We start from the raw sequence: 19,495 nt of genomic DNA, 5'->3' as shown, positions 1-19,495 counted from the left end.
GCGTCTCCGGTCGATCAGAAGGATTTGGTCATAACGGATCTCAGGGTGATCCGCTGCCCGCTCGGTGGGCTCGCGCAGCCCTCGCCAGCGCAGCTGTTGACTTCGTAGTAGCGGGTACCACAGCCGGTCAGGGCACAATTGTTTTCACTGCCATTGTCCAGCGGCCCGAGATCGACCACGTACCAGCGGGCATTGGGCGTCTCGGTGGCACTGGCGTTGCTCAGGATGCTGTAGCCGTCCAGGGTGGCGCTGGGATCGCCGTTGCGGAACAGCGGCGTCATATAGCCCCGGGGCACGCTGCGACCGCCGATCGTCTCGCTGCCCAGGGCCGTGCCGGCGGCATTGAGATAGGCGTTGTTGCGCAGCTGATAGGGCACGCAGAAGGTCGTCGTGCAACTGCTCGCCAGATCCGGCGCCACGACGGCCGTGCCGAGCGCGCCCTCCCCGGCCCGCAACGCGGTTTCGGCGGCGCTCTGCAGGTTGCGTTGCTGCTTGATGTTGCCCATCACCCGCGATTCCAGGGTGACGCCGCGCAGGCTGGTCAGCGCCAGGAGCGTCAGCAGCAACAGCAGGATCAGCGCGATCAGCAAGGAGGCACCGCGCTGCCGTTGTCCGGCGAGATTGCGCAAGACGGTCATGGCATCAGGTTCCTCAAGGTGATGGTGTCCTGGGCGATCTGATAGAGATAGGCGTTGCCGGTAAGGGTGGTGCCGTAGCGCCCGTTCCACTGGCTCAGGACGGCTGGCGTCTCGCCGCTGTCCCACACGCCCTGGGCTGGCGCCTGCATCAGTGCGGAATAACGCACCGTGAGGATCAGGTTGGCGGCGCTGACGGCGGGGGTGAGGCTGAAGGCGGTGACGCTGCGGTCGGCGCCGACGCCATAGTCGAAGCGCAGGTCGCGGACGCCGCCGATGAGTTGCGCGGTCGTGGTGTCGCCGTTGCTGCGGGTACAGGCGCCATTGCCACAGGCCAGCAGATTGCTGGCGCACACCAGGGCAGCGGGCCGCTCGTTGGCCGCGCCGGTCGTGACGTTGGCATCGGCCGCCAGGGAGAAGCGTTCGACGATCACCGCGTTCTGCGCCGTGTTGGAATACTCGTAGGGTGCATCGGCATTGTTGGCCAGGGCGGTAGACTGGGCACTGAGCACCTGCCCCCGGCAATCGGTCTCCTGGACGTCGCGGGCCTGGTAGCGGATGCAGAGGCTGGTGGCGGTGCCCGTCACCGCCGCACCGGCGGCGAAGTTGCAGCCCAGGGCGTTGCCCGTGGTGGTCGTCCCGCTGTCAGCGGGAAAATCCCGCGTGATGGCGATGTCCGGCCGTCGGCGATAGCCGGCCTTGGCCAGTTCCTGGCTCAACAGCGCCAACGCGAAGCGCCCGTTCTCCTGGTTGAATTCCTGGCCCTGCTGGAAGAGGTAGGTCTTCTTGTTGCTGATGTAGAGCTCGGTGACGCCCAGGATCAGGAAGCTACTGAGCGCCAGGGCCACCATCAGCTCGACGATGGACAGTCCCTGCTGCCGGACCGGTACGGTCGCGAAACGGTTGAGCATGACGGGCGCCTTCAGAGTCGGGTTCGTACGCGGTAGGTACAGATGGAGCTGGTCCCGCTGCTGGTCGCGGTGCCGTCCAGGCAGCTGTCGAGGGGTGCGCTCCAGGCCACCTGGATCTCGAGATAGTCGCCGCCGGTACAGGACGCCGTCGCGCCGGTAAGACCGGGGGTGGCATTGCGGCAGACATAGAAGGAGCTGGTCAGCAGATCCGCGGCACCCGGCAGCAGCGCACTCGCCTGGGCCGCCCAGCAGCCGAGCTGGTCCGCCGCGGCCGCGGGCGTGGGCAGGCAACTGTCCGGCGCGCTAGGAAAGTCGTCGCCGGGCGCCTTGAGATAGTCGGCGACGGCGTCGGGGTGACTGCGCACCAGTTCGAGCAGATCGTTGCTCAACATGATGGCGGCATTGCGCTGGACGGAATCCTGGGTGAAGGGCACGGCCTTGCTCTGCAGGGCGGCGATGCCGAGCAGCCCCACGCAGATCAGCACCACGCTGACCAGCACCTCGATCATGCTGAAGCCGGAGTGGCTGCGTCTCACGAGCACTCCCCGGTCTGCGGTCGGGTCGTCGAGGGCGGAGTGATGCGCCCGGTCACGCTGAGCCCGACGAAACGGCATTGCCCGGACTGGTCGGCGGAGCAGATGGTGAAGCACTGATTGGTCGTGGTGCCGCTGGTTCCGGTCGCGCTGAAGCTTGCCTGGGCCGCTCCCGAGCTGACCGTCACCCCGCTCTGCAGGCCACTCGCGTCGATCCGCCGCAGCGGCAGCGTCTGCCCGGCAGCGGACAGGGTGAAGCCGGCGTTCCAGGCGTTGGCGTCGGTCGCCGTCAGGGTCACGGTCACGCCCCGGGTGATGGCCTCGCCCCGCGCGTACTGCAATACCCCCACCAGCTCATCGGCGGCGGCCTGGACCCGGTTGGAACGGATCAGCCCCGCGAAGCTGGGCGCGGCAATGGCCAGGAAGATCCCCATCAGGGCGACCACCACCAGCATCTCGATCAGGGTGAAACCCCAGGTTCTACGCAATGACTCTCTCTTCACGACTGCAGTACCCAAGCGAAAGGCGTTAGCCCGGAGTCCGATTCCGCAGCAAAACAGCGCTCAGCCATCATCCTTGAGCATTCGGACAGCCGAACGTGAAGCCCGGGACCTCGAGCCCTGCACATTGACCATCGCGAATGATTCTCCCGCCATGCTGCGGTCAATCCCGCGACAAGTCAGTAGACGTATGACGTTCGGCCTCTAAAGCATGATGATCGGTGGCCCTGCCGGTGGAGCTGCCGCAGATGTGCCATTCATTCCCCATATGCAAATAAAGCCAGGCACCGAATAGCCTGCTACTGAAAATCTCGACAGCGCTCCGCAGCCTTGCAGGTAGCCGGAGCGCTGCGCGGCAGGACCACGGCGGCCCGAGCAGAGCGCCAAGAGCGTGCTACAGCCCTTGTCATGCGCGGATAGCGACGGCGAGACGGTCCAGCCGCCCGGTACCGGACGAAACGCTGCACTCTCGTCAGTAGGCTTCCCCGACCGCTGGGCAACCAGCGTCAGGCGCTAAGCCGTAGTTGTAATTCGCACTTCTGACGTAACAAAAGCAAGCTAAGCGTCAGCGAAGCAGCGGTAGCGGCACTTCCCTAAGCGAAGCTCCCAGGCCTTTCAATTTCACTATTAGACCAAAGTAGTAATGCTTATACCGCTGGGCGGATAGCCAGACGCGAGAGCAGCGCTCGTGGATGAGCCACCCGGATCGGCCTTGGCATTTGGGCAGATCCTGAATTCGCCGGACTTGCCCAGCAACGTCCATACCCCGCTGTCCCGCCCTGCTGATTGAACGAACAAATAACAAAGATTATTCAGCCGCCATATTTAATTGAAGAACCAAACAATAAAGACGCCATTAAAAGCACCAACTTCTCATTCGTGACGAACCTCTTCACCCATAACTAGCCAAAGACTTCGCAATTGTTTTAAAAAGAACGGGACCAAGGATCGCCGCGCGCCACCAAGGTCTCCGCGCCTGCCTCGCGGGACTGGAGTGCCAGGCCGCGAGTCCTTGCTGGACCGCGCTTCCGGAACGCCTGCGCGATGTCGACGTCTCGCCCTGGGCACCCACCTTCCACCATCGGACCCCGCTCCGAGTTAGCTCCGTACCGCCTCTGCTTTCATCTACCGACAATGACAAGGCCGCTATGCACGACTCGAAGAAAATCGATTATTCGCTGAATACCGCGGACACTTCCGCGCCCCATTCCGCACTGGACAATGCCGCCATCATTTCCGCCTACCGGCGCTGGGCCAATGTCTATGACCGCGTATTCGGCGGCGTCTCGGCGCCCGGTCGCAAGCGCGCGGTGGCGGCGGTCAATGCCCTGGCGGGCCCCCGGGTGCTGGAAGTCGGCGTGGGCACCGGCCTGGCCCTACCCCACTACGGACCGGACAAGCGCGTCACCGGCATCGACCTGTCACCCCACATGCTGGCCAAGGCCCAGGAGCGGGTGGCCCGCGACAGCATCGCCACGGTGGAGGCGCTGATCGAGGCCAACGCCGAGGAAACCGGCCTGCCCACCGGTTCCTTCGATATCGCGGTGGCCATGTTCGTCGCCTCCGTGGTGCCCAATCCGCGCAAGCTGATGCAGGAGATGCGCCGGGTGGTGAAACCCGGCGGCCACCTGCTGCTGGTCAACCACTTCCAGGCCGAAGGTGGCCTGCGCCTGCTGGCGGAAAAGGCCCTGGCCCCGGCCTCGCGCAAGCTGGGCTGGCATCCGGATTTCGCCATGGACTCCATCCTCTCCCGGGAAGACCTGCGCCGCGCCAGCCGCAGCAGCGTGCCGCCGTTCGGACTGTTCACCCTGGTGCAGCTGACCAACGATTGAGGCTTGTCTGAAAAGTCGCCGAGCGAAGGTGAGGCAAGGCGCAACGACCCACGGGAGTAACAGCCAACGGCTGGCCCGGAGGGTGAGCGCCAGCGAATCGAATCAGCGAGTAAGCGGGCCGGGCTCGCGAGCGAGTTTGCGAGTGGTAAATGAGCATTCCGGCTGCGCCGGCATTCCAGCTGATTTTTAACGCCGCATCGCCAATGCGCAGGCACTTTTCAGACAACGCCTAGTGTGGTGTTTCAGAAGTTCGCGCAAGAATTGGCGAGTGATTCTTTTGCTCGGGTTAGGCGCCACGACGAGCCATAGCAGGGCTATGGCGAGGAGTGGCAACGCCGCCCGGGCAAAAAAAGCGCCGCCAAAATTGTGCAGTTAACTTCTGAAACACCACACTAGCCCTACTCCACCCGATAGCCGCGCCCCGCCAGACACGCCCCCAGGGCCTGGCGGAAGCGCTGGGTCAGGTAGGGATCGGCCACCGTACCCGGGCGCTCGGGATCGAAGCCCGAGTCGCCGGCGGCATAGCGACGGCAGTCGTATCTGTCCGTGGCGTAGCGTTCCGGCGATTGCCCCTGCAGCGGATAGGCGGTGACGTCATAGGCGTCGTAGCCCATCCCGGTCGGCGCCGCGGAGGTGGTCGGCACCGCGGCGACCGTGGGATCGGCCACCGTGACGAAGCCACCGCCCGGATCGGTGCGGTAGTAGCTGCCCGCCGCGAAATAATAGGTGGTGCCGCCCATCCACAGCGTCTCGGCGAAGGCCGGCAGCACGCTCACCCGCACGCCGGTCGGCGGCAGCGTCACCACATAGCGCGGTCCCTGGGGCCGATACCAATAGCCGTCGGCATAGTAGTACTGACTATCGCGGTACCAGACGCGGGTGAAGCCTGCGGGAATTCCCGGCACCTCGAAGCCCGGTCGCCACTGCGGATGGGCGCCCCAGCCCGGTCGATTGCCTGACCAGCCCTGGTCGTATCCGGGATTGGGACGGGGCGGCCTTGGTGGATTCCAGTCGGGCTGCGCGGGCGCCGGCATCATGTAGCCGGGCCGCGGCAGCGGCACCGGACGATCCTGGAAGGCTGGCTGCACATCCGGCCGCGGTCCCGGAGCGGGACGCCCCCAGCGCTCCGGCGGCGGCGCATACCCCTGGCCCGGCCCCTGACCACGACCAGGCGGCGGCGCGCCGTTCCAGTTACCCGGACCGCCCCCTTGCCAGCCACCGCCATTGCCGGACTGTGCCGGCGGCGGTGCCGCGCCCGGGGTCGGCGTCACATAGCCACCGCCCAGGCGATAGTTGGAATCGGCCCAGGCGGGCGCGGTGCTCCCGCCGGCGACACCCAGCAGGGCGAGAGCGAAGAGGACGGCAGGCGCTTTCATCGCGCGGCTCCTTGAAGGAATGGCCCAGCTTACCTCAAGGCTTGGACCGCCCCACGACCCGACCGTCAGCCGCCGCCTGGTTCGGTGTCGCAAGGGCATTCCGGAGCGAGTCGCTCGGCCGCCAACGCTCACCGCTCACGCCATGGATTTCGACTACGTCCAGGGGCCAGCGGCGAAGTTATAGCCGTCTGTCATCGCACTTCTGGCGCTCCGCTCGGGTCTATCGCCCCACGCAAGGAGGAAAACACATGTCGAAACACCATCATCACGTCGGCTGGTTCAAGCGCCGCCATGAGGTAAAGCCGGACGACCTCACCATCGTCGACAACTCCCTGGTCAAGCGCGCCGTCGGCGCCGCCGCCCTGGGCAACGCCATGGAGTGGTTCGACTTCGGCGTCTATGGCTACCTGGCCGTCACCCTGGGCAAGGTGTTCTTTCCCGACGGCGATGCCGCGGCCCAACTGATCGCCACCTTCGCCACCTTCACCGTGGCCTTCCTGGTCCGCCCCCTCGGCGGCATGGTATTCGGCCCCCTGGGCGACAAGTACGGGCGCCAGAAGGTGCTCGCCCTGACCATGATCATGATGGCCCTGGGCACCTTCAGCATCGGCCTGATCCCCAGCTACGCGAGCATCGGCATCTGGGCACCCGCCCTGCTGTTGCTGGCGCGGGTGGTGCAAGGCTTCTCCACCGGCGGCGAATACGGCGGCGCGGCGACGTTCATCGCCGAGTACGCCACCGACAAGACCCGCGGGCGAATGGGCAGTTGGCTGGAATTCGGCACCCTGGCCGGCTACATCGCCGGAGCCGGGACGGTCACCGCCCTCACCGCGGCCCTGACCCAGGAGCAGTTGCTCGACTGGGGTTGGCGCGTGCCCTTCTTCATCGCCGGCCCCCTGGGCCTGCTCGGCCTCTACATGCGCCTGAAGCTGGAAGAAACCCCGGCGTTCAAGGCCCATACCGAGGCCAACGAAGGCAAGGGCGCGGAAAGCCCGGCGCACAGCCTGCGCGAGCTGTTCACCCTGCATCGTATCGCCCTGCTCAAGTGCATCGGCCTGGTGCTGGTGTTCAACGTCACCGACTACATGCTGCTGACCTACATGCCCAGCTATCTGGCGGTAACGATGGGCTATGCCGAGACCAAGGGTCTGCTGCTGATCCTCATCGTCATGGTGGTGATGATGCCGCTCAACATCCTGGGGGGCTTCTTCAGCGACCGCCTGGGCCGCAAGCCGATGATCATCGGTGCCTGCCTGGCGATCCTGGTCCTGGCCATTCCCTGCCTCAAGCTGATCGGCAGCGGCCACGACTGGCTGATCTTCCTTGGCCTGATGCTGCTGGGCATGGCCCTGGCCTGCTTCACCAGCACCATGCCCTCTACCCTGCCCGCGCTGTTCTACACCCCGATCCGCTACAGCGCCCTGTCCATCGCCTTCAACATCTCGGTGTCGCTGTTCGGCGGGACCACCCCGCTGGTCACTGCCTGGCTGGTGGAAAAGACCGGCGACCCCCTGGTGCCCGCCTACTACCTGATGGCCGCGGCGGTGATCGGCATCCTGACCATGCTCACCGTGCGCGAGACCGCCGGCCAACCCCTGCGCGGCTCGCCGCCCTCGGTGGCCAGCGAAGAGGAAGCCAAGGCGTTCCTCGCCAGCGACGCGCCCCTGACCGTGGACAAGCAGCCGCCGGGGCAGGCCTGAGTTTCGCGGATTGATCGCGGCCATGGCGGTCCGCCGATGCGGCCGCTCCTACAGACACGAACTACCCGTAGGAGCGGCCCATGGCCGTGATGCTCTTCCCCCTACCGAACCTCCCAACACCCCCCTCTTCAATTGGGAATAGCCCACCCCATTCCAAAAACCCCGCCCAAAAGAAAAGGGGAGACCTCGCGGCCTCCCCTTGAATTCGTTGTCCTCTCGCACCGCTCGTGACGGTGGCTGCGATCGACCAGGAATGGTGACCTGGGCGGGCCCGGGCGCGGCAGACGGGATGCCGTCGTTGGCGATGCGAAAGGCCCTCCTGGGGCACCTTCGTTGGACAGCTCTACCGGGCTATCGAAGTTGAGTTCAGCTTACGCCGCTGCCGCCAGCAGGGGGTTGCGTTGTACGCCTTCTTCACTGCCTCTTGCGCAATCCATGGCTAAAAATCTAGCATTCAGCGCAATCCGCCAGTACAAGGTAGGCAAAATGGACAAACTCGATCGCTTCGATCTGAAAATCCTGGCAGAACTGCAGCGCGATGCGCGCCTCTCCAACCAGGAGCTGGCCGAGCGCATCGGCCTGTCGCCCTCACCCTGCTCGCGGCGGGTCAAGCAACTGGAAGACAGTGGCTACATCACCCGCCAGGTCGCCCTGCTGGATCGCAAGAAGCTCGGCCTCTCGCTGACCGCCTTCGTGCTCATCGGCATGGACAGGCACACTCCCGAGCGCTTCGAGAACTTCCAGGCCGTCATCGCCCAGTGCCCCGAGGTGCTGGAGTGCTGCCTGGTGACCGGCATGGATGCGGACTACCAGCTCAAGGTCGTGGTGCCCGACATGGAGCATTACCAGCAGCTGCTGCTGGGCACCCTGACGCGCATCGAAGGCGTGTCCAGCGTGCGCTCGAGCTTCGTGCTCAACCAGATCCTGGCCAGCACCGAGCTACCGCTCAATCACCTGCGCCCCTGAACGCGGCGCGGCCTCGGCGCCAGGTGCGAGGAAGCGCGGCAGCACCAGCATGTGGGGCACGGCGAAGGCCGCCAGGACGGCGAACAGCGCGCGGATGCCGGTGCGCTCCTGCAGCAGGAAGACCAGTCCGCCGGCCAGGGTGAAAAGGGCCGCACCCAGCAGGATCGGCCAGGTCAGTTGCAGGTAGGCCTTGAAGCTAGACGCACCCAGCAACCGCTGGCGTACCCCGGTCTGGGGCGCGGCGTGCAGCAGATAGAAACCCAGGGCGAACCCGACCAGGGGCGGCGCCAGCACCGCCGCCAGCAGCGTGGCCGCCAGCCAGGGGCAGCGGCGCTGCCAGGCGGCCAGCAACAGCACCGGTAACGCCAGCGTCCCCCCCAGGGCAAGCAGCCTGCCCAGCCAAGCCGCCAAGGCCGGAGCGGCATCCGGTCCCATGGCCAGTGCCAGCAGCCGGGCCACGGCCGCTTCGTGTAGCACTGCCGGACCACCCACGATGAACAGTCCCAGCGCCAGCGAACTCAACCGATCGGCGAGGAGTTCGTCTTCATGGGCGAAATGCCAGATCGAGAGCAGCAGGAACAGCGGCAGGGCCACCTTGCCCGCCAGTTGCCAGCCCAGCAGGCAGGCCAGGGCAGTCGCCAGGTAGCCGCCGAGAAAGGCCAGGCGCCGCGCGGGAGCGACCAGGCGCAGATCGCTGGCGCCATGCAGCAGGCCCAGGCCCAGGCCTACTGCCAGGGCATAGGCCAGTTGCCCTGCCCCGCCTGCCAAGCTGGCGAGCCCGGCGGTCAGCAGCAGCGCCAGCCAGCCTCGACCGGCCTCGCGCATCCCTAGACGCCGGTCCGTGCCAGGGCCGCGCGCAGATTGCGCTCGGAGGTGAAGGCGTAGACCACCTTGGCCAGCACATCGAGGATCAGGAAGGCCCAGACCGTGGCGGCATCGCTCACCGTCCAGACACCCTCCGGCCCGATGGCGAAGACCACCGGATAGATCAGCCAGAGCACGCTGAGAAAGCCGACGTTCTTGCGATAGGCCGCGCCGACCGCCGCCGTCTGCCCGGCCAGGGCCGCCAGCGGCTTCCACAGCAGATAGAGCACCCCGGCGAAGGCCGCGCAGGACCAGGCGAAGAACACCCACTTGATGGTGCCGTAGGGCGCCAGGGAGGCCACCAGGCCGGTCACGATCATCACCACGTCCAGGGTGACGATGGCCGCCACGAAGCCCGCCTGGCCTTCCTGCTCGCGGGCCCCCAGATAGGCCGAGCTCACCACTCCGGCCAGCAGCAGCGGCGTGGTGAAGGTCCAGTCCAGGTAGCGGGCGACGTAGGTGACACTGCCGTCCGGCTTGAGCAGGTTGCCGACGCCCAGGTACATGGTCAGATAGGACGTGGCCGCGATGAAGGGCACCGCCGCGTGCACCAGGGTGTGCCCGCGTAGCGGGCCGTGGTGCGCGCCCTTGGCATAGATGGCCAGGGACGCGAGGGACATGATGACGAAGCCGATGAGCAGAGGGGTTTGAATCATGGAAGTCTCCAAAGGCGATGGGAGCGAACCGGTACGACCACCCTCTCTACCCTGGGGTTTTCACGACGACCGCTGCGCTTAAGGTAGAGAAGTCGCCGCGAAATTTGGTTCAAAATGTTTCAGCGCCGCCTGGCGGTGACCGCCGTTGACCGGTATCAAGACGCCCTTCGCGCCCCTCGGGCAGCCTGTCGCGTTTCTTGCCGCAGGGACCCGCCCATGCTGCCAGCCCAGAACGTGATGCTGAGCTATGGACGCTGCTGCGCCAGCCCCGCCTTCTTCGATGACTTCTACCAGCGCTTCCAGGCCAGCTCGCCGCGGGTCCGGGAGAAATTCGCCCACACCGACATGGCTGCGCAGCGGTTGCTGCTGCGCCACGGCATCATGAACCTGGTCCTGGTGGCCCGCGGCCTGCCCGCTACCAAGCTGCGCCAGCTTGGCGAAAGCCATTGCCGGGCGCGGCTGGACATAGGCACCGAGCTCTACGAACTCTGGGTCGACTGCCTGCTCGCCACCCTCGCTCAGCACGACGCCGAATTCTCTCCAGCGCTGCGCCAGGAATGGCGGGACGTGCTGGAGGCAGGGATCGCAGTGATGCGCAGCTACTACTGAGCCGGCCTAGGTCCTGTTGGGCCTCGCTGCGCTCAGCCCAACCTACCCGCTACCCGTAGGTTGGGCTGAGACAGCTCCATCGTCGAAGCCCAACGCCCCAAGGCAACGCACCTCACCCAAACGCCCCCTCTCCCCCAGGGAGAGGGCCGGGGTGAGGGCAAACCAAACCTCGAAGTACCGCTATCCCCCCAAAACAGCCCAATACCGGCCACCTGCCCGCCACCATCGGTCGGCCAACAGCGCCAATCACCCCTGAAAAGCCCTGCCCTGCTTTACCCGCCTCGCCCGCCTGGCTAACGTATGACGAAAGGATTTTTGTGCGCCAGGTCTCGGTTTGGTCCGCCCTGCCCGCACCTCGGAATGGATGACCGATGGCCCGCTTCTTCCCCGCTCGCAGCCAATGCCAGTTCGATACCGCCGGTGAACGCCGCTTCGCCGAACGCCTGGAAAAACTGCTCGAAGACGACTACCTCTGCTGGAGCAACGTCCCGCTTGGCCCCCGTTCGCGGTATCCCGACTTCGTCGTCCTGCATCCCCGGCGCGGCGTCCTGGTGCTGGAGGTCAAGGACTGGAAGCTGGACACCCTGGCGTCCATCACGCCGAACGAAGTCCGGCTGCATACGCAAGACGGACTCAAGACCCAGGTCAACCCCTTCCTCCAGGCCCGCGTCTGCGTGCTGGAGGTCACCGGTGTCCTGAAGAAAGACCCCCTGCTCCGCCAGGATCGGACCTCGCCGCGTCCAGGCGAACTGATCATGCCCTGGGGCTGGGGCGTGGTGCTCACTGGCATCACCCGTCGCCAGTTCGAGCAGGCCAACCTGGGCGATGTCCTCGCTCCCCAGCGGGTCATCTGCCAGGACGAGATGACCGAATCCGCCGACCCCGAGACCTTCCAGCAGCGCCTCTGGGACATGTTTCCCCATGTCTTTCCTTGCGCCCTCACCCTGCCGCAGATCGATAGGGTGCGCTACCACCTGTTCCCCGAGGTGCGTGTCAGCAGCCAGCCCGGTCAATTCGGCCTGTTCGATGCCGCCGAGGCGCCGCTGCCCAGCCTGATCAAGGTCATGGACCTGCAGCAGGAACAACTGGCCCGCTCCCTGGGCGATGGCCACCGGGTCATCCATGGGGCCGCCGGCAGCGGCAAGACCATGATCCTCGGCTATCGCTGCGCCCATCTGGCCAAGGTCTCGGTCAAACCCATCCTGGTGCTCTGCTACAACAAGTCCCTGGCCGGGCGCCTGCGCCAGGTGATCGAGCAGAAGGGCCTGGGCGAGCGGGTGGTGGTGCAGAACTTCCACGCCTGGTGCGCCGAGATGCTCACCGCCTACCAAGTGGACAAGCCGGATCACCGCCTGCCGGTGGCGGCCAAGATGGAGCAATACGTACTGCGCACCATCGACGGCGTCGACCGCGGCCAGATTCCCCGCGGCCAATACAGCGCCGTGCTCATCGACGAAGGCCACGACTTCGCCCCCGAGTGGTTCAAGCTGGTGGTGCAGATGGTCGATCCCAGCACCCAGTCGCTGCTGGTGCTCTATGACGACGCCCAGGCCATCTACCGCGGCAAGGGCGGCAAGAAGGCGCTGGACTTCAGCTTCGCCAGCGTCGGCATCCAGGCCCAGGGCCGTACCACCATCCTCAAGCTCAACTACCGCAACACGGTGGAGATCCTTGCCGTCGCCCGCGCCTTCGCCACCGAACTGCTGACCAGCCGCGACGCCAGCGAAGACGGCGTGCCCCTGATCGCCCCGGAAAGCGCCGGCCGCCGCGGGCCCTTCCCCGAACTCATCCAGTGCGGTAGCGACCGCGAAGAATGGGACCTGCTCATCGCCCGCATTCGCGACGAACAGGCAGCCGGACGCCCGCTCAGCGACATGGCCATCCTCTACCGCAGCACCAGCCAGGCCTACCAGGCCGAATACGAACTCAAGAAGGCCGCCCTTCCCTATCGCTCCGGCGCCAGCAACAAGGGCCGCGCCCAACTCTACGACGCCGAAGACAGCGTGAAGATCGTCAGCATGCACTCCAGCAAGGGGCTGGAGTTTGGTTTGGCATTGATTCCCGGACTAGGCGAAATGCCCAAGCAGGGTGAGCCGGAGGCGGATGAGGCACGGTTGCTGTATGTGGCGATGACGCGGGCGATTGATCGGTTGGTGATGACGTATCAAGTGAAGTCACTATTTACGCAAAAAATAAAATCTCAAATTAAAAGCAGTAATTCTAAAATCGGAAAATAGCGGACAAAGCCATGGCAAAAATATTACTACATTTCGAAGGCGACATAACCAAGCACAACCACTCAATTTCGCTAAGAACCCTTGGCACAAGCCTAACACACTTACAAGCGGCCATTAACAGAGCTCATCTCGACGTCAAATATGGCGAAGTGTGGAAAAATGCACGATTAAAACATGAAGACTACGAAGATACCGAACTATGGGCTAACCCGCCCCAGGAGGGAGGATACATAATTGATTTTGTCAACGACAGCCCCAAGTTAAAGAAAACCCTAAAAAGAGTCGTGGACGCTATAACACCAGCCATTGAAAAATCCAAATCAAAAGCACTAGCTACTGCCGGCTCTCTCGCCCAACAATCCGACTTAAGAAAAGAGCAAATCTCGAAAGGAATAATCGAACCTACCGAACTAGAAGATTATATACCAACAGCATCACAACTACCTTATGGAGACAGAGCGATAAACAAAGAAATCGACCTACTTGCTGGAGTTATAAGAACACCAAACGCAGGACGAAGTACGATCGAATTATTCATAGATGGAGAAAAAAGCTCTAAATTTAGATTCAACCGAATACAAAGCGAAAATTTTCACTCTTTTATATCAAAAAGAAGCCTCGGTGACCCTTTAGTTTTTAGCGCAAATGTTTTGGAGCTAGACGCTAAAAACAAATCGGCCAGAATACATAACTTAGTCACAGAAAAAGACATAAAAATGACTTTTGCTGGGGATGATTCATTTGAAAAAATAAAGCCATTCCTTGGGATAAAAACGCCAATGCGCTTCTATGGAAGCCCTATCTACGAAGGAGGAACTTATGACTTCAAGGGCGGCGATGTCTTCTTTATCGGCCTAGCATAATGGATAAATTAATAGAGTATTGCCAAGCTCGTTACGCGGAAGAGATCGAATATAAATTCTCTCTATCAAATATAATTTGCTGGCTATTATTTTTAGTCGCACTACATTCTTTTTACAAAACAAAGCTTGAAACACTACTTCAAGCAATCAAAGAACTAAGTCTAAAGGAAATCTTTGATACTGGAAACGGAATATTACTAAACGCACCACTATCCCAAATACTAATAGCTATCGCTTTCGCGGCATTCACCTCAGCAGCTTGCAAAAAGTTGTCTGGATTTTTATTTTACCTGTTTTCACTTAAATCTGACTTTACCCAACTAATAATAGAAATTACATTTAAATTCTTAAAAAACAAAAATACAGAAACAAAAAAATTTCTAGCTGAAAACGCTCGTGAAAAGCTATCTACGAATCAGAGAAAACTAAAGCGATTAAATAGCTTGTCTGAAATATGCCTTTGCATATCAATCAGCAGCCTCATAGGATTAAAAGTAAATTCAATTAACTGCACTACCGCCACTGCAGGAATTTTAGTGTTCTTATATTTGAGCTGGAAATCTTTCCAGCTTTTCATCGAGGAAGTTTTACCATATTTTACAGCCATTAAATACTCAGAGGACGAATTAACGGAACTAATGTCCGCATTTGAAGAATCAAGAAAATAATCTCTTAAACCCCCTTATAAACAGTTAGATTCGATCTTTAATTTCTCAACAAAATACTCACAAACGCCTCCGCCTGCGGCGACACCTCATCCCGGCGCCTGAGCAACCACACCGCCGAGGTCGCATCCGGGTCATCCAGCTCCCGATACACCAGCCCCTCCATCTGGGTGCGCTGGTAGGTGGCGGGCAGCACGGTGATGCCGAGGCCGGCGGCGACCAGGCCGAGGATGATGAGGACTTCGCTGGCCTCCTGGACGATGCGCGGGGTGAAGCCGGCGCGGGCGGCGAGGCCGTGGACCTGTTCGTAGAGGCCGGTGCCATAGGTGCGTGGAAAGTAGACGAAGGGCTCTTCGGCGAGGGCGGCCATGGGCAAGGGCCCTGTGCCCTGCCGGGCCAGGGGATGGTCGTGGCGCAGGGCAACCACCAAGGGTTCGCGGAAGAGTTCGACCGCCACCAGGGAATCCGGCAGTTCGATGGGGCGGATCAGGCCGATCTGCAGGTTGCCGGCGAGCATGGCGTCGATCTGTTCGCGGCTGCTCATCTCCTGCAGTTGCAGGTGTACCTCGGGATAGGCGCGGCGATAGGCGAACAGGGTCTTGGGGATGGTGGCGACGAAGGGCGAGGAGGCGCTGAAGCCCACCTGCAGCTGCCCCGTCTCGCCGCGGCCGGCGCGGCGGACCCGTTCGGCGGCGCGCTCGCTGGCCGCGAGGATCTGGCGAGCTTCGTCGAGGAACAGCCGGCCGGCCTCGGTGAGGGCGACGCGTCGGTTGGTACGCTCCAGCAGGCGGGTATCCAGCTCGGCTTCCAGCGCCTGGATCTGCTGGCTCAGCGGCGGCTGGGAGATGTTCAGGCGCTCGGCCGCGCGGCCGAAGTGCAGCTCCTCGGCCACCGCCACGAAATACCTCAGATGCCGCAGTTCCATGCCGTCTCCATCGAGTCGTAAAACCTATCAATCGAGACGAACAATATATTGGATGTATGGCAGCTACCAGCCTAGGGTGTAGCGGTCAGATCCGTAACCCGACCCAGCACCGAGGTATCCGTGAACACGTCCCGGTCGTCCGCCACGCCGCCCGCCCCCGCCCTGGAAAGCCGCCCGGCTGCCAACGAGGCGCAGCACGAACCCGCCGCCTTCATCGAGAAGGGCACGCCGCAGTTCCTGCGCACCGCCCTGGCGCTGTTCTGTGGCGGCTTCGCCACCTTCGCCCTGCTCTATTGCGTGCAGCCGCTGATGCCGATCTTTTCCCAGGCCTTCGGCCTCACCGCCGCGGCCAGCAGTCTGTCGCTGTCCCTGGCTACGGGGCTGATGGCGTGCGGACTGCTGGTGACCGGGCCGATTTCCGATGCCATCGGGCGCAAGTCGGTGATGGTCTATGCGCTGTTCGCCGCGGGCGGCTTCACCCTGCTCAGCGCCCTGATGCCGACCTGGGACGGCATCCTGGTGACCCGCGCCCTGGTGGGGCTGTCGCTGGCCGGCGTGGCGGCGGTGGCCATGACCTACCTGGCCGAGGAGGTGCACCCCGAGCATCTGGGCTATGCCATGGGCCTCTATATCAGCGGCAACGCCCTGGGCGGGATGTCGGGCCGGTTGATCAGCGGGGTCCTGGTGGATTTCGTCTCCTGGCGCATCGCCCTCGGCGCCCTGGGGGTGCTGGCCCTGGTGGCGGCGGTGCTGTTCAAGCGCAGCCTGCCGGCCTCGAAGCGCTTCCAGCCGCGCCCCTTGCGGCCGCGCAGCCTGCTCGCCGGCTATGCCCTGCACTTTCGCGATGCCGGCCTGCCCTGGCTGTTCCTGGAGGCCTTCCTGCTGATGGGCGCCTTCGTCACCCTGTTCAACTACATCGCCTATCGCCTGCTGGCCGAGCCCTATCACCTGAGCCAGGCCTGGATCGGCGTCCTGTCGCTGGTCTATCTGGCGGGCATCTATAGCTCGGCCAAGTTCGGCAGCCTGGCCGATCGCTTCGGCCGGCGGCGGGTGTTCGCCGCGGCCATCGTGCTCAAGCTGGGCGGTCTGCTGCTGACCCTGTTCACGCCGCTGTGGCTGGTGCTGCCGGGCATGCTGCTGTTCACCTTCGGCTTCTTCGGTGCCCATTCGGTGGCCAGCAGCTGGGTCGGTCGCCGGGCCCGCCAGGCCCGGGGCCAGGCCTCGTCCCTCTATCTGTTCAGCTACTACGCCGGCTCCAGCGTGGCCGGTACCCTGGGTGGTTTCTGCTGGCACCTGGGTGGCTGGACCGGCGTGGGCCTGTTCATCGGCGCCCTGTTGCTGGCCGCCCTGGCCGTGGCCGTGCGCCTGGCGAAGTTGCAGCCCTTGCCGGCGGTGTGAGAGGCCCTGGAACCGAATTCCCCAGTGGAAAAGGCTGCGCCGTTTTCCACGCTACGGTGCTGCACCCTCACCGTAGGAGCGACTGTCTTATCGCCTGAGCCACCGAAGGCGAATGTCCGCTCGAAGCGCCCCCTCTCCCTCCGGGAGAGGGCTGGGGTGAGGGAAACTCCAGCGGCGAACTCCCCGTGGAAAAGGCTGCGCCGTTTTCCACGCTACGGTGCTGCACCCTCACCGTAGGAGCGACTGTCTTATGCCTGAGCCACCGAAGATGAATGTCCGCTCGAAGCGCCCTCTCTCCCTCCGGGAGAGGGCTGGGGTGAGGGAACCCCCAGCGGCGAACTCCCCGTGGAAAAGGCTGCGCCGTTTTCCACGCTACGGTGCTGCCGCAGGTATGGCTTTCGCGGCCATGGCGGTCCGCCAATAGGGCTGTACCTCCAGAATATCGATACCTTGATCGCGGCCATGGGCCGCTCCTACAGGTTCAGGCACGACTGTAGGAGCGGCCGCATCGGCGGACCGCCGTGGCCGCGATAGAGCAGGCAGCTGAGAGCGATCTCATCACCGTCTATATCCTTCCCTGATTGCCGCTCGTCGCACGGAGCGGCGTTTCGTGCCCTTGCCAGGGGCTCCGATGCCCCAGCCAGGCTAGCCTGTCCCAGACTCAACGCCGGCGACTGCACCCCCTTCGCAAAGTTCATGCAAATGTTTGCCTAGGTGTGTAGCCGTTTGGATAATGCGCGGCGAACGCTGCAGTACCCTGCTCATCAGGGATAGATGAACGGCAAGCAGGTAGGCTCCGGGGTAGATTCAGCCGTGAACATGCACTTCCAGATCAGCGATTGGCGCGCCTGGGCGCCTGGTCTCATCGACCAGGACGCCTGGCGGCAGTGGTGCGCCGCGCCCTGGCGTCCGGCGGACGATGGCAGCCAGCCCGACGCCAGCTTCCTGCCGGCCATGCAGCGCCGTCGCCTGAGCCGGCTGGCGCGCATGACCTTCCAGGTGGCCTGGCCGCTGGCCGACGCCCATGGCGCGCCGCTGCCGCTGATCTTCGCCTCGCGCCACGGTGAAACGCCGCGTACCCTGGCCATTCTCCAGGAACTGGCCCGCGGCGAACCGCTCTCCCCCACGCAATTCAGTCTCTCGGTGCACAACGCCATCATCGGCCAGTGGTCGATCCTGCGGGGCGATCACAGCGAGATGAACGCCCTGGCCACCGGCCGCGACGGCCTCGAACACGCGGTGCTGGAAGCCTGCACCCTGCTCGCCGAAGGCGCCACCGGGGTGCTGGTGGTGATCGCCGAGGAAGCTCCGCCGACCCTCTATGCGCCGCAGATCGACGACGTGCCCTTTCCCTATGCCGTCGGCCTGCTGCTCACCCCCGGCAGCACCTGCGTCCTGAGGGGCGCGCCGGCGCCGGCCGAGGCCACGACCAGCACCTGGCCCCATGCCTTGGAATTGCTCCGCCTGCTCGAGACCCACGGCGCCCTGCACCACGCCTACGCCGGACGCGCCTGGCACTGGCAGGCGGAGGCGCGCGGATGATCGGCCGGCTGGACTATGCCTACCGCCTGCTGGCCACGGGGCTCAACTTCGTGGTGTTCGGCTGCGGCGCGCTGGTCTTCCGCCTGCTGATCCTGCCCGTCCTGCTGGCGCTGCCGGGCGCTCGGCTGCGGCGCCGTCAGCGCGCCCGCCGGGCCAATGCCTGGCTGTTCCGTTCCTTCGTCGCCTTCATGGTGCTGACCCGGGTGATGAACCTGCGCATCCAGGGCCGCGAGCGCCTGGGTCGTCCGGGCCAGCTGATCATCGCCAACCACCCGTCGCTGATCGATGTGGTGGTGCTCATCGGCCTGGTGCCCGACGCCAATTGCGTGGTCAAGCAAGGCCTCTGGCAGAACCCCTATCTCAAGCGGCAGATCCAGGCCGCCGGCTACATCAGCAACGACGGCAGCGCCGAGATGCTCGATGCCGCCGCCGATTCCCTGCGCGACGGCCAGACGCTGATCGTCTTCCCCGAAGGCACCCGCACCACGCCGGGCGAGCCGCCACGCTTCCATCGGGGCGCCGCGGCCATCGCCCTGCGCGGCGCCCGCTGCATCACCCCGGTGATCATCCGCGTAGTGCCCAGCACCCTGACCAAGGCCACACCCTGGTACCGCATTCCGTCCCGGCGTTTCGATTTCCAATTGGAAGTCGGCGCCGACATAGACCCCACCACCTTCGCCGGGCGGCCGCTGCCGCTGGCGTCGCGTGAACTCAACGACCAGCTGCACCAGCTCTACCTGAAGGAAACCGGCAACCATGACTGACCTCAACCGCGAGCTCAAGAGCCTGATCATCGAGGCGCTCGGCCTCGAGGACGTCACCGTCGACGACATCGGCGACGACCAGACCCTGTTCGGCGAAGGCCTGGGCCTGGATTCGGTGGACGCCCTGGAGCTGGGCCTGGCGATCCAGAAGCGCTACGGCATCCGCATCGACGCCGAAGCCAAGGACACCCGCACCCATTTCGCCAACGTCAACGCCCTCGCGGCCTTCGTCGCCGCCCAGCGCGCCGCCTGAGGAGATCGCCATGCAAAGCCGTGAAGCCATCTTCGACACCCTGCGCAACGCCCTGGTCGAACTCTTCGAGCTGGAGCCCGAGCGGGTGACCCTGGAGGCCAACCTCTACGAGGACCTGGAGATCGACAGCATCGACGCCGTCGACCTGATCGACCACCTGCGTCGCCAGACCGGCCACAAGATCGCCGCCGAGCAGTTCCGCCAGGTGCGCACCGTGGGCGACGTGGTCGAGGCGGTCCATCGCATCAGCCAAGCGGAAGCCTGAT

The 19,495-nt window shown here is 63.9% G+C and carries 20 protein-coding genes; 12 read left to right on the top strand and 8 right to left on the bottom strand.

Translation table 11 applies throughout. The features are described from left to right. Positions 1–14: 14 nt before the first annotated feature. Genes AR540_RS19065 through AR540_RS19050 form a run of 4 tightly spaced genes read right to left on the bottom strand, consistent with a single transcriptional unit; the run spans position 15 to position 2,567 of the window. A complete protein-coding gene (locus AR540_RS19065) occupies positions 15–638 on the bottom strand; it encodes a PilX N-terminal domain-containing pilus assembly protein (RefSeq protein ID WP_059231010.1) in 624 nt (207 codons plus the stop codon). Then, complete coding sequence (locus AR540_RS19060) at positions 635–1,546, bottom strand: PilW family protein (RefSeq protein WP_059231008.1); 912 nt, start codon at positions 1,544–1,546, stop codon at positions 635–637. Before AR540_RS19060 ends, AR540_RS19065 begins: the two co-directional genes overlap by 4 nt. Before the next feature lie 11 nt (positions 1,547–1,557). Beyond that, the gene (pilV, locus tag AR540_RS19055) at positions 1,558–2,082 is read right to left on the bottom strand and encodes a type IV pilus modification protein PilV (RefSeq protein ID WP_269085545.1); all 525 of its coding nucleotides are present in this window, start codon (positions 2,080–2,082) and stop codon (positions 1,558–1,560) included. Further along, positions 2,079–2,567, bottom strand: a complete 489-nt coding sequence (locus tag AR540_RS19050; RefSeq protein WP_059231006.1) for a GspH/FimT family pseudopilin — start codon at positions 2,565–2,567, stop codon at positions 2,079–2,081. The genes pilV and AR540_RS19050 overlap by 4 nt, the downstream gene beginning before the upstream one ends. A 1,160-nt stretch (positions 2,568–3,727) precedes the next feature. Between AR540_RS19050 and AR540_RS19045 the strand changes: the two genes are divergently transcribed. Then, positions 3,728–4,411, top strand: coding sequence for a class I SAM-dependent methyltransferase (locus AR540_RS19045; RefSeq protein ID WP_059231004.1), 684 nt, complete (start codon positions 3,728–3,730; stop codon positions 4,409–4,411). A gap of 398 nt (positions 4,412–4,809) precedes the next feature. Here AR540_RS19045 and AR540_RS19040 read toward each other — a convergent pair whose 3' ends face one another. Continuing rightward, positions 4,810–5,787 carry a DUF6515 family protein gene (locus AR540_RS19040; RefSeq protein ID WP_059231002.1) on the bottom strand — a complete coding sequence of 326 codons (978 nt, stop codon included), beginning with the start codon at positions 5,785–5,787 and terminating at the stop codon, positions 4,810–4,812. A gap of 248 nt (positions 5,788–6,035) precedes the next feature. On the opposite strand from AR540_RS19040, the gene proP reads away from it, so the two are divergent. Beyond that, complete coding sequence (gene proP, locus AR540_RS19035) at positions 6,036–7,487, top strand: glycine betaine/L-proline transporter ProP (RefSeq protein WP_059231000.1); 1,452 nt, start codon at positions 6,036–6,038, stop codon at positions 7,485–7,487. A 486-nt stretch (positions 7,488–7,973) separates the two neighbouring features. Then, positions 7,974–8,453: an Lrp/AsnC family transcriptional regulator gene (locus AR540_RS19030; RefSeq protein WP_059230999.1), complete on the top strand. Its 480-nt coding sequence runs from the start codon at positions 7,974–7,976 to the stop codon at positions 8,451–8,453. On the opposite strand, the gene AR540_RS19025 is transcribed toward AR540_RS19030, so the two are convergent. Both AR540_RS19025 and AR540_RS19020 read right to left on the bottom strand, forming a co-directional pair. Then, complete coding sequence (locus AR540_RS19025) at positions 8,427–9,278, bottom strand: Brp/Blh family beta-carotene 15,15'-dioxygenase (protein ID WP_059230997.1); 852 nt, start codon at positions 9,276–9,278, stop codon at positions 8,427–8,429. The two genes, AR540_RS19030 and AR540_RS19025, sit on opposite strands and share 27 nt — an antisense overlap. Before the next feature lie 2 nt (positions 9,279–9,280). Continuing rightward, complete coding sequence (locus tag AR540_RS19020) at positions 9,281–9,973, bottom strand: bacteriorhodopsin (protein ID WP_059230995.1); 693 nt, start codon at positions 9,971–9,973, stop codon at positions 9,281–9,283. Between the two features lie 216 nt (positions 9,974–10,189). Here AR540_RS19020 and AR540_RS19015 point away from each other — a divergent pair, with 216 nt between their 5' ends. The 4 genes from AR540_RS19015 (at position 10,190) to AR540_RS25500 (ending at position 14,350) form a co-directional block, all read left to right on the top strand. After that, positions 10,190–10,582 (top strand): globin domain-containing protein, encoded by a 393-nt coding sequence (locus tag AR540_RS19015; RefSeq protein ID WP_059230993.1) that lies wholly within the window; start codon positions 10,190–10,192, stop codon positions 10,580–10,582. Between the two features lie 371 nt (positions 10,583–10,953). Then, a complete protein-coding gene (locus AR540_RS19010; RefSeq protein WP_059230991.1) occupies positions 10,954–12,819 on the top strand; it encodes a 3'-5' exonuclease in 1,866 nt (621 codons plus the stop codon). 11 nt (positions 12,820–12,830) lie between these two features. After that, complete coding sequence (locus AR540_RS25505; RefSeq protein WP_153014275.1) at positions 12,831–13,682, top strand: hypothetical protein; 852 nt, start codon at positions 12,831–12,833, stop codon at positions 13,680–13,682. Continuing rightward, on the top strand, positions 13,682–14,350 hold the full coding sequence (locus AR540_RS25500) for a hypothetical protein (protein ID WP_153014274.1): 669 nt from the start codon (positions 13,682–13,684) through the stop codon (positions 14,348–14,350). The genes AR540_RS25505 and AR540_RS25500 overlap by 1 nt, the downstream gene beginning before the upstream one ends. A 37-nt stretch (positions 14,351–14,387) precedes the next feature. Here AR540_RS25500 and AR540_RS19005 read toward each other — a convergent pair whose 3' ends face one another. Further along, positions 14,388–15,272 carry a LysR substrate-binding domain-containing protein gene (locus AR540_RS19005; protein WP_059230989.1) on the bottom strand — a complete coding sequence of 295 codons (885 nt, stop codon included), beginning with the start codon at positions 15,270–15,272 and terminating at the stop codon, positions 14,388–14,390. A gap of 120 nt (positions 15,273–15,392) precedes the next feature. Between AR540_RS19005 and AR540_RS19000 the strand changes: the two genes are divergently transcribed. The 5 genes from AR540_RS19000 to AR540_RS18980 all read left to right on the top strand — a co-directional run bounded on the left by AR540_RS19000 (position 15,393) and on the right by AR540_RS18980 (position 19,494). Beyond that, positions 15,393–16,670 (top strand): MFS transporter, encoded by a 1,278-nt coding sequence (locus tag AR540_RS19000; protein ID WP_059230987.1) that lies wholly within the window; start codon positions 15,393–15,395, stop codon positions 16,668–16,670. 819 nt (positions 16,671–17,489) lie between these two features. After that, complete coding sequence (locus tag AR540_RS18995; protein ID WP_059231595.1) at positions 17,490–18,212, top strand: beta-ketoacyl synthase chain length factor; 723 nt, start codon at positions 17,490–17,492, stop codon at positions 18,210–18,212. Then, a complete protein-coding gene (locus AR540_RS18990; protein ID WP_059230985.1) occupies positions 18,209–18,976 on the top strand; it encodes a lysophospholipid acyltransferase family protein in 768 nt (255 codons plus the stop codon). Before AR540_RS18995 ends, AR540_RS18990 begins: the two co-directional genes overlap by 4 nt. After that, the gene (locus tag AR540_RS18985) at positions 18,969–19,229 is read left to right on the top strand and encodes a phosphopantetheine-binding protein (protein ID WP_059230983.1); all 261 of its coding nucleotides are present in this window, start codon (positions 18,969–18,971) and stop codon (positions 19,227–19,229) included. Before AR540_RS18990 ends, AR540_RS18985 begins: the two co-directional genes overlap by 8 nt. 10 nt (positions 19,230–19,239) lie before the next feature. Beyond that, positions 19,240–19,494 (top strand): acyl carrier protein, encoded by a 255-nt coding sequence (locus AR540_RS18980; protein WP_059230980.1) that lies wholly within the window; start codon positions 19,240–19,242, stop codon positions 19,492–19,494. Position 19,495 lies beyond the last annotated feature (1 nt).

Source organism: Pseudomonas sp. EpS/L25, from assembly GCF_001512295.1.
Classification (GTDB): Bacteria; Pseudomonadota; Gammaproteobacteria; order Pseudomonadales; family Pseudomonadaceae; genus Chryseomonas.
The sequence above is the reverse complement of the archived record's forward strand: the minus strand, read 5'-3'. Positions and strand labels throughout refer to the sequence as shown.

What these genes read in the sequence shown, in the direction of transcription:
- AR540_RS19065 (WP_059231010.1), bottom strand. Translation starts at nt 638, where the DNA reads ATGACCGTCTTGCGCAATCTCGCCGGACAACGGCAGCGCGGTGCCTCC.
- AR540_RS19060 (WP_059231008.1), bottom strand. Translation starts at nt 1,546, where the DNA reads ATGCTCAACCGTTTCGCGACCGTACCGGTCCGGCAGCAGGGACTGTCC.
- AR540_RS19045 (WP_059231004.1), top strand. Translation starts at nt 3,728, where the DNA reads ATGCACGACTCGAAGAAAATCGATTATTCGCTGAATACCGCGGACACT.
- AR540_RS19040 (WP_059231002.1), bottom strand. Translation starts at nt 5,787, where the DNA reads ATGAAAGCGCCTGCCGTCCTCTTCGCTCTCGCCCTGCTGGGTGTCGCC.
- proP (WP_059231000.1), top strand. Translation starts at nt 6,036, where the DNA reads ATGTCGAAACACCATCATCACGTCGGCTGGTTCAAGCGCCGCCATGAG.
- AR540_RS19030 (WP_059230999.1), top strand. Translation starts at nt 7,974, where the DNA reads ATGGACAAACTCGATCGCTTCGATCTGAAAATCCTGGCAGAACTGCAG.
- AR540_RS19025 (WP_059230997.1), bottom strand. Translation starts at nt 9,278, where the DNA reads ATGCGCGAGGCCGGTCGAGGCTGGCTGGCGCTGCTGCTGACCGCCGGG.
- AR540_RS19020 (WP_059230995.1), bottom strand. Translation starts at nt 9,973, where the DNA reads ATGATTCAAACCCCTCTGCTCATCGGCTTCGTCATCATGTCCCTCGCG.
- AR540_RS19015 (WP_059230993.1), top strand. Translation starts at nt 10,190, where the DNA reads ATGCTGCCAGCCCAGAACGTGATGCTGAGCTATGGACGCTGCTGCGCC.
- AR540_RS19010 (WP_059230991.1), top strand. Translation starts at nt 10,954, where the DNA reads ATGGCCCGCTTCTTCCCCGCTCGCAGCCAATGCCAGTTCGATACCGCC.
- AR540_RS25505 (WP_153014275.1), top strand. Translation starts at nt 12,831, where the DNA reads ATGGCAAAAATATTACTACATTTCGAAGGCGACATAACCAAGCACAAC.
- AR540_RS25500 (WP_153014274.1), top strand. Translation starts at nt 13,682, where the DNA reads ATGGATAAATTAATAGAGTATTGCCAAGCTCGTTACGCGGAAGAGATC.
- AR540_RS19005 (WP_059230989.1), bottom strand. Translation starts at nt 15,272, where the DNA reads ATGGAACTGCGGCATCTGAGGTATTTCGTGGCGGTGGCCGAGGAGCTG.
- AR540_RS18995 (WP_059231595.1), top strand. Translation starts at nt 17,490, where the DNA reads ATGCACTTCCAGATCAGCGATTGGCGCGCCTGGGCGCCTGGTCTCATC.
- AR540_RS18990 (WP_059230985.1), top strand. Translation starts at nt 18,209, where the DNA reads ATGATCGGCCGGCTGGACTATGCCTACCGCCTGCTGGCCACGGGGCTC.
- AR540_RS18985 (WP_059230983.1), top strand. Translation starts at nt 18,969, where the DNA reads ATGACTGACCTCAACCGCGAGCTCAAGAGCCTGATCATCGAGGCGCTC.
- AR540_RS18980 (WP_059230980.1), top strand. Translation starts at nt 19,240, where the DNA reads ATGCAAAGCCGTGAAGCCATCTTCGACACCCTGCGCAACGCCCTGGTC.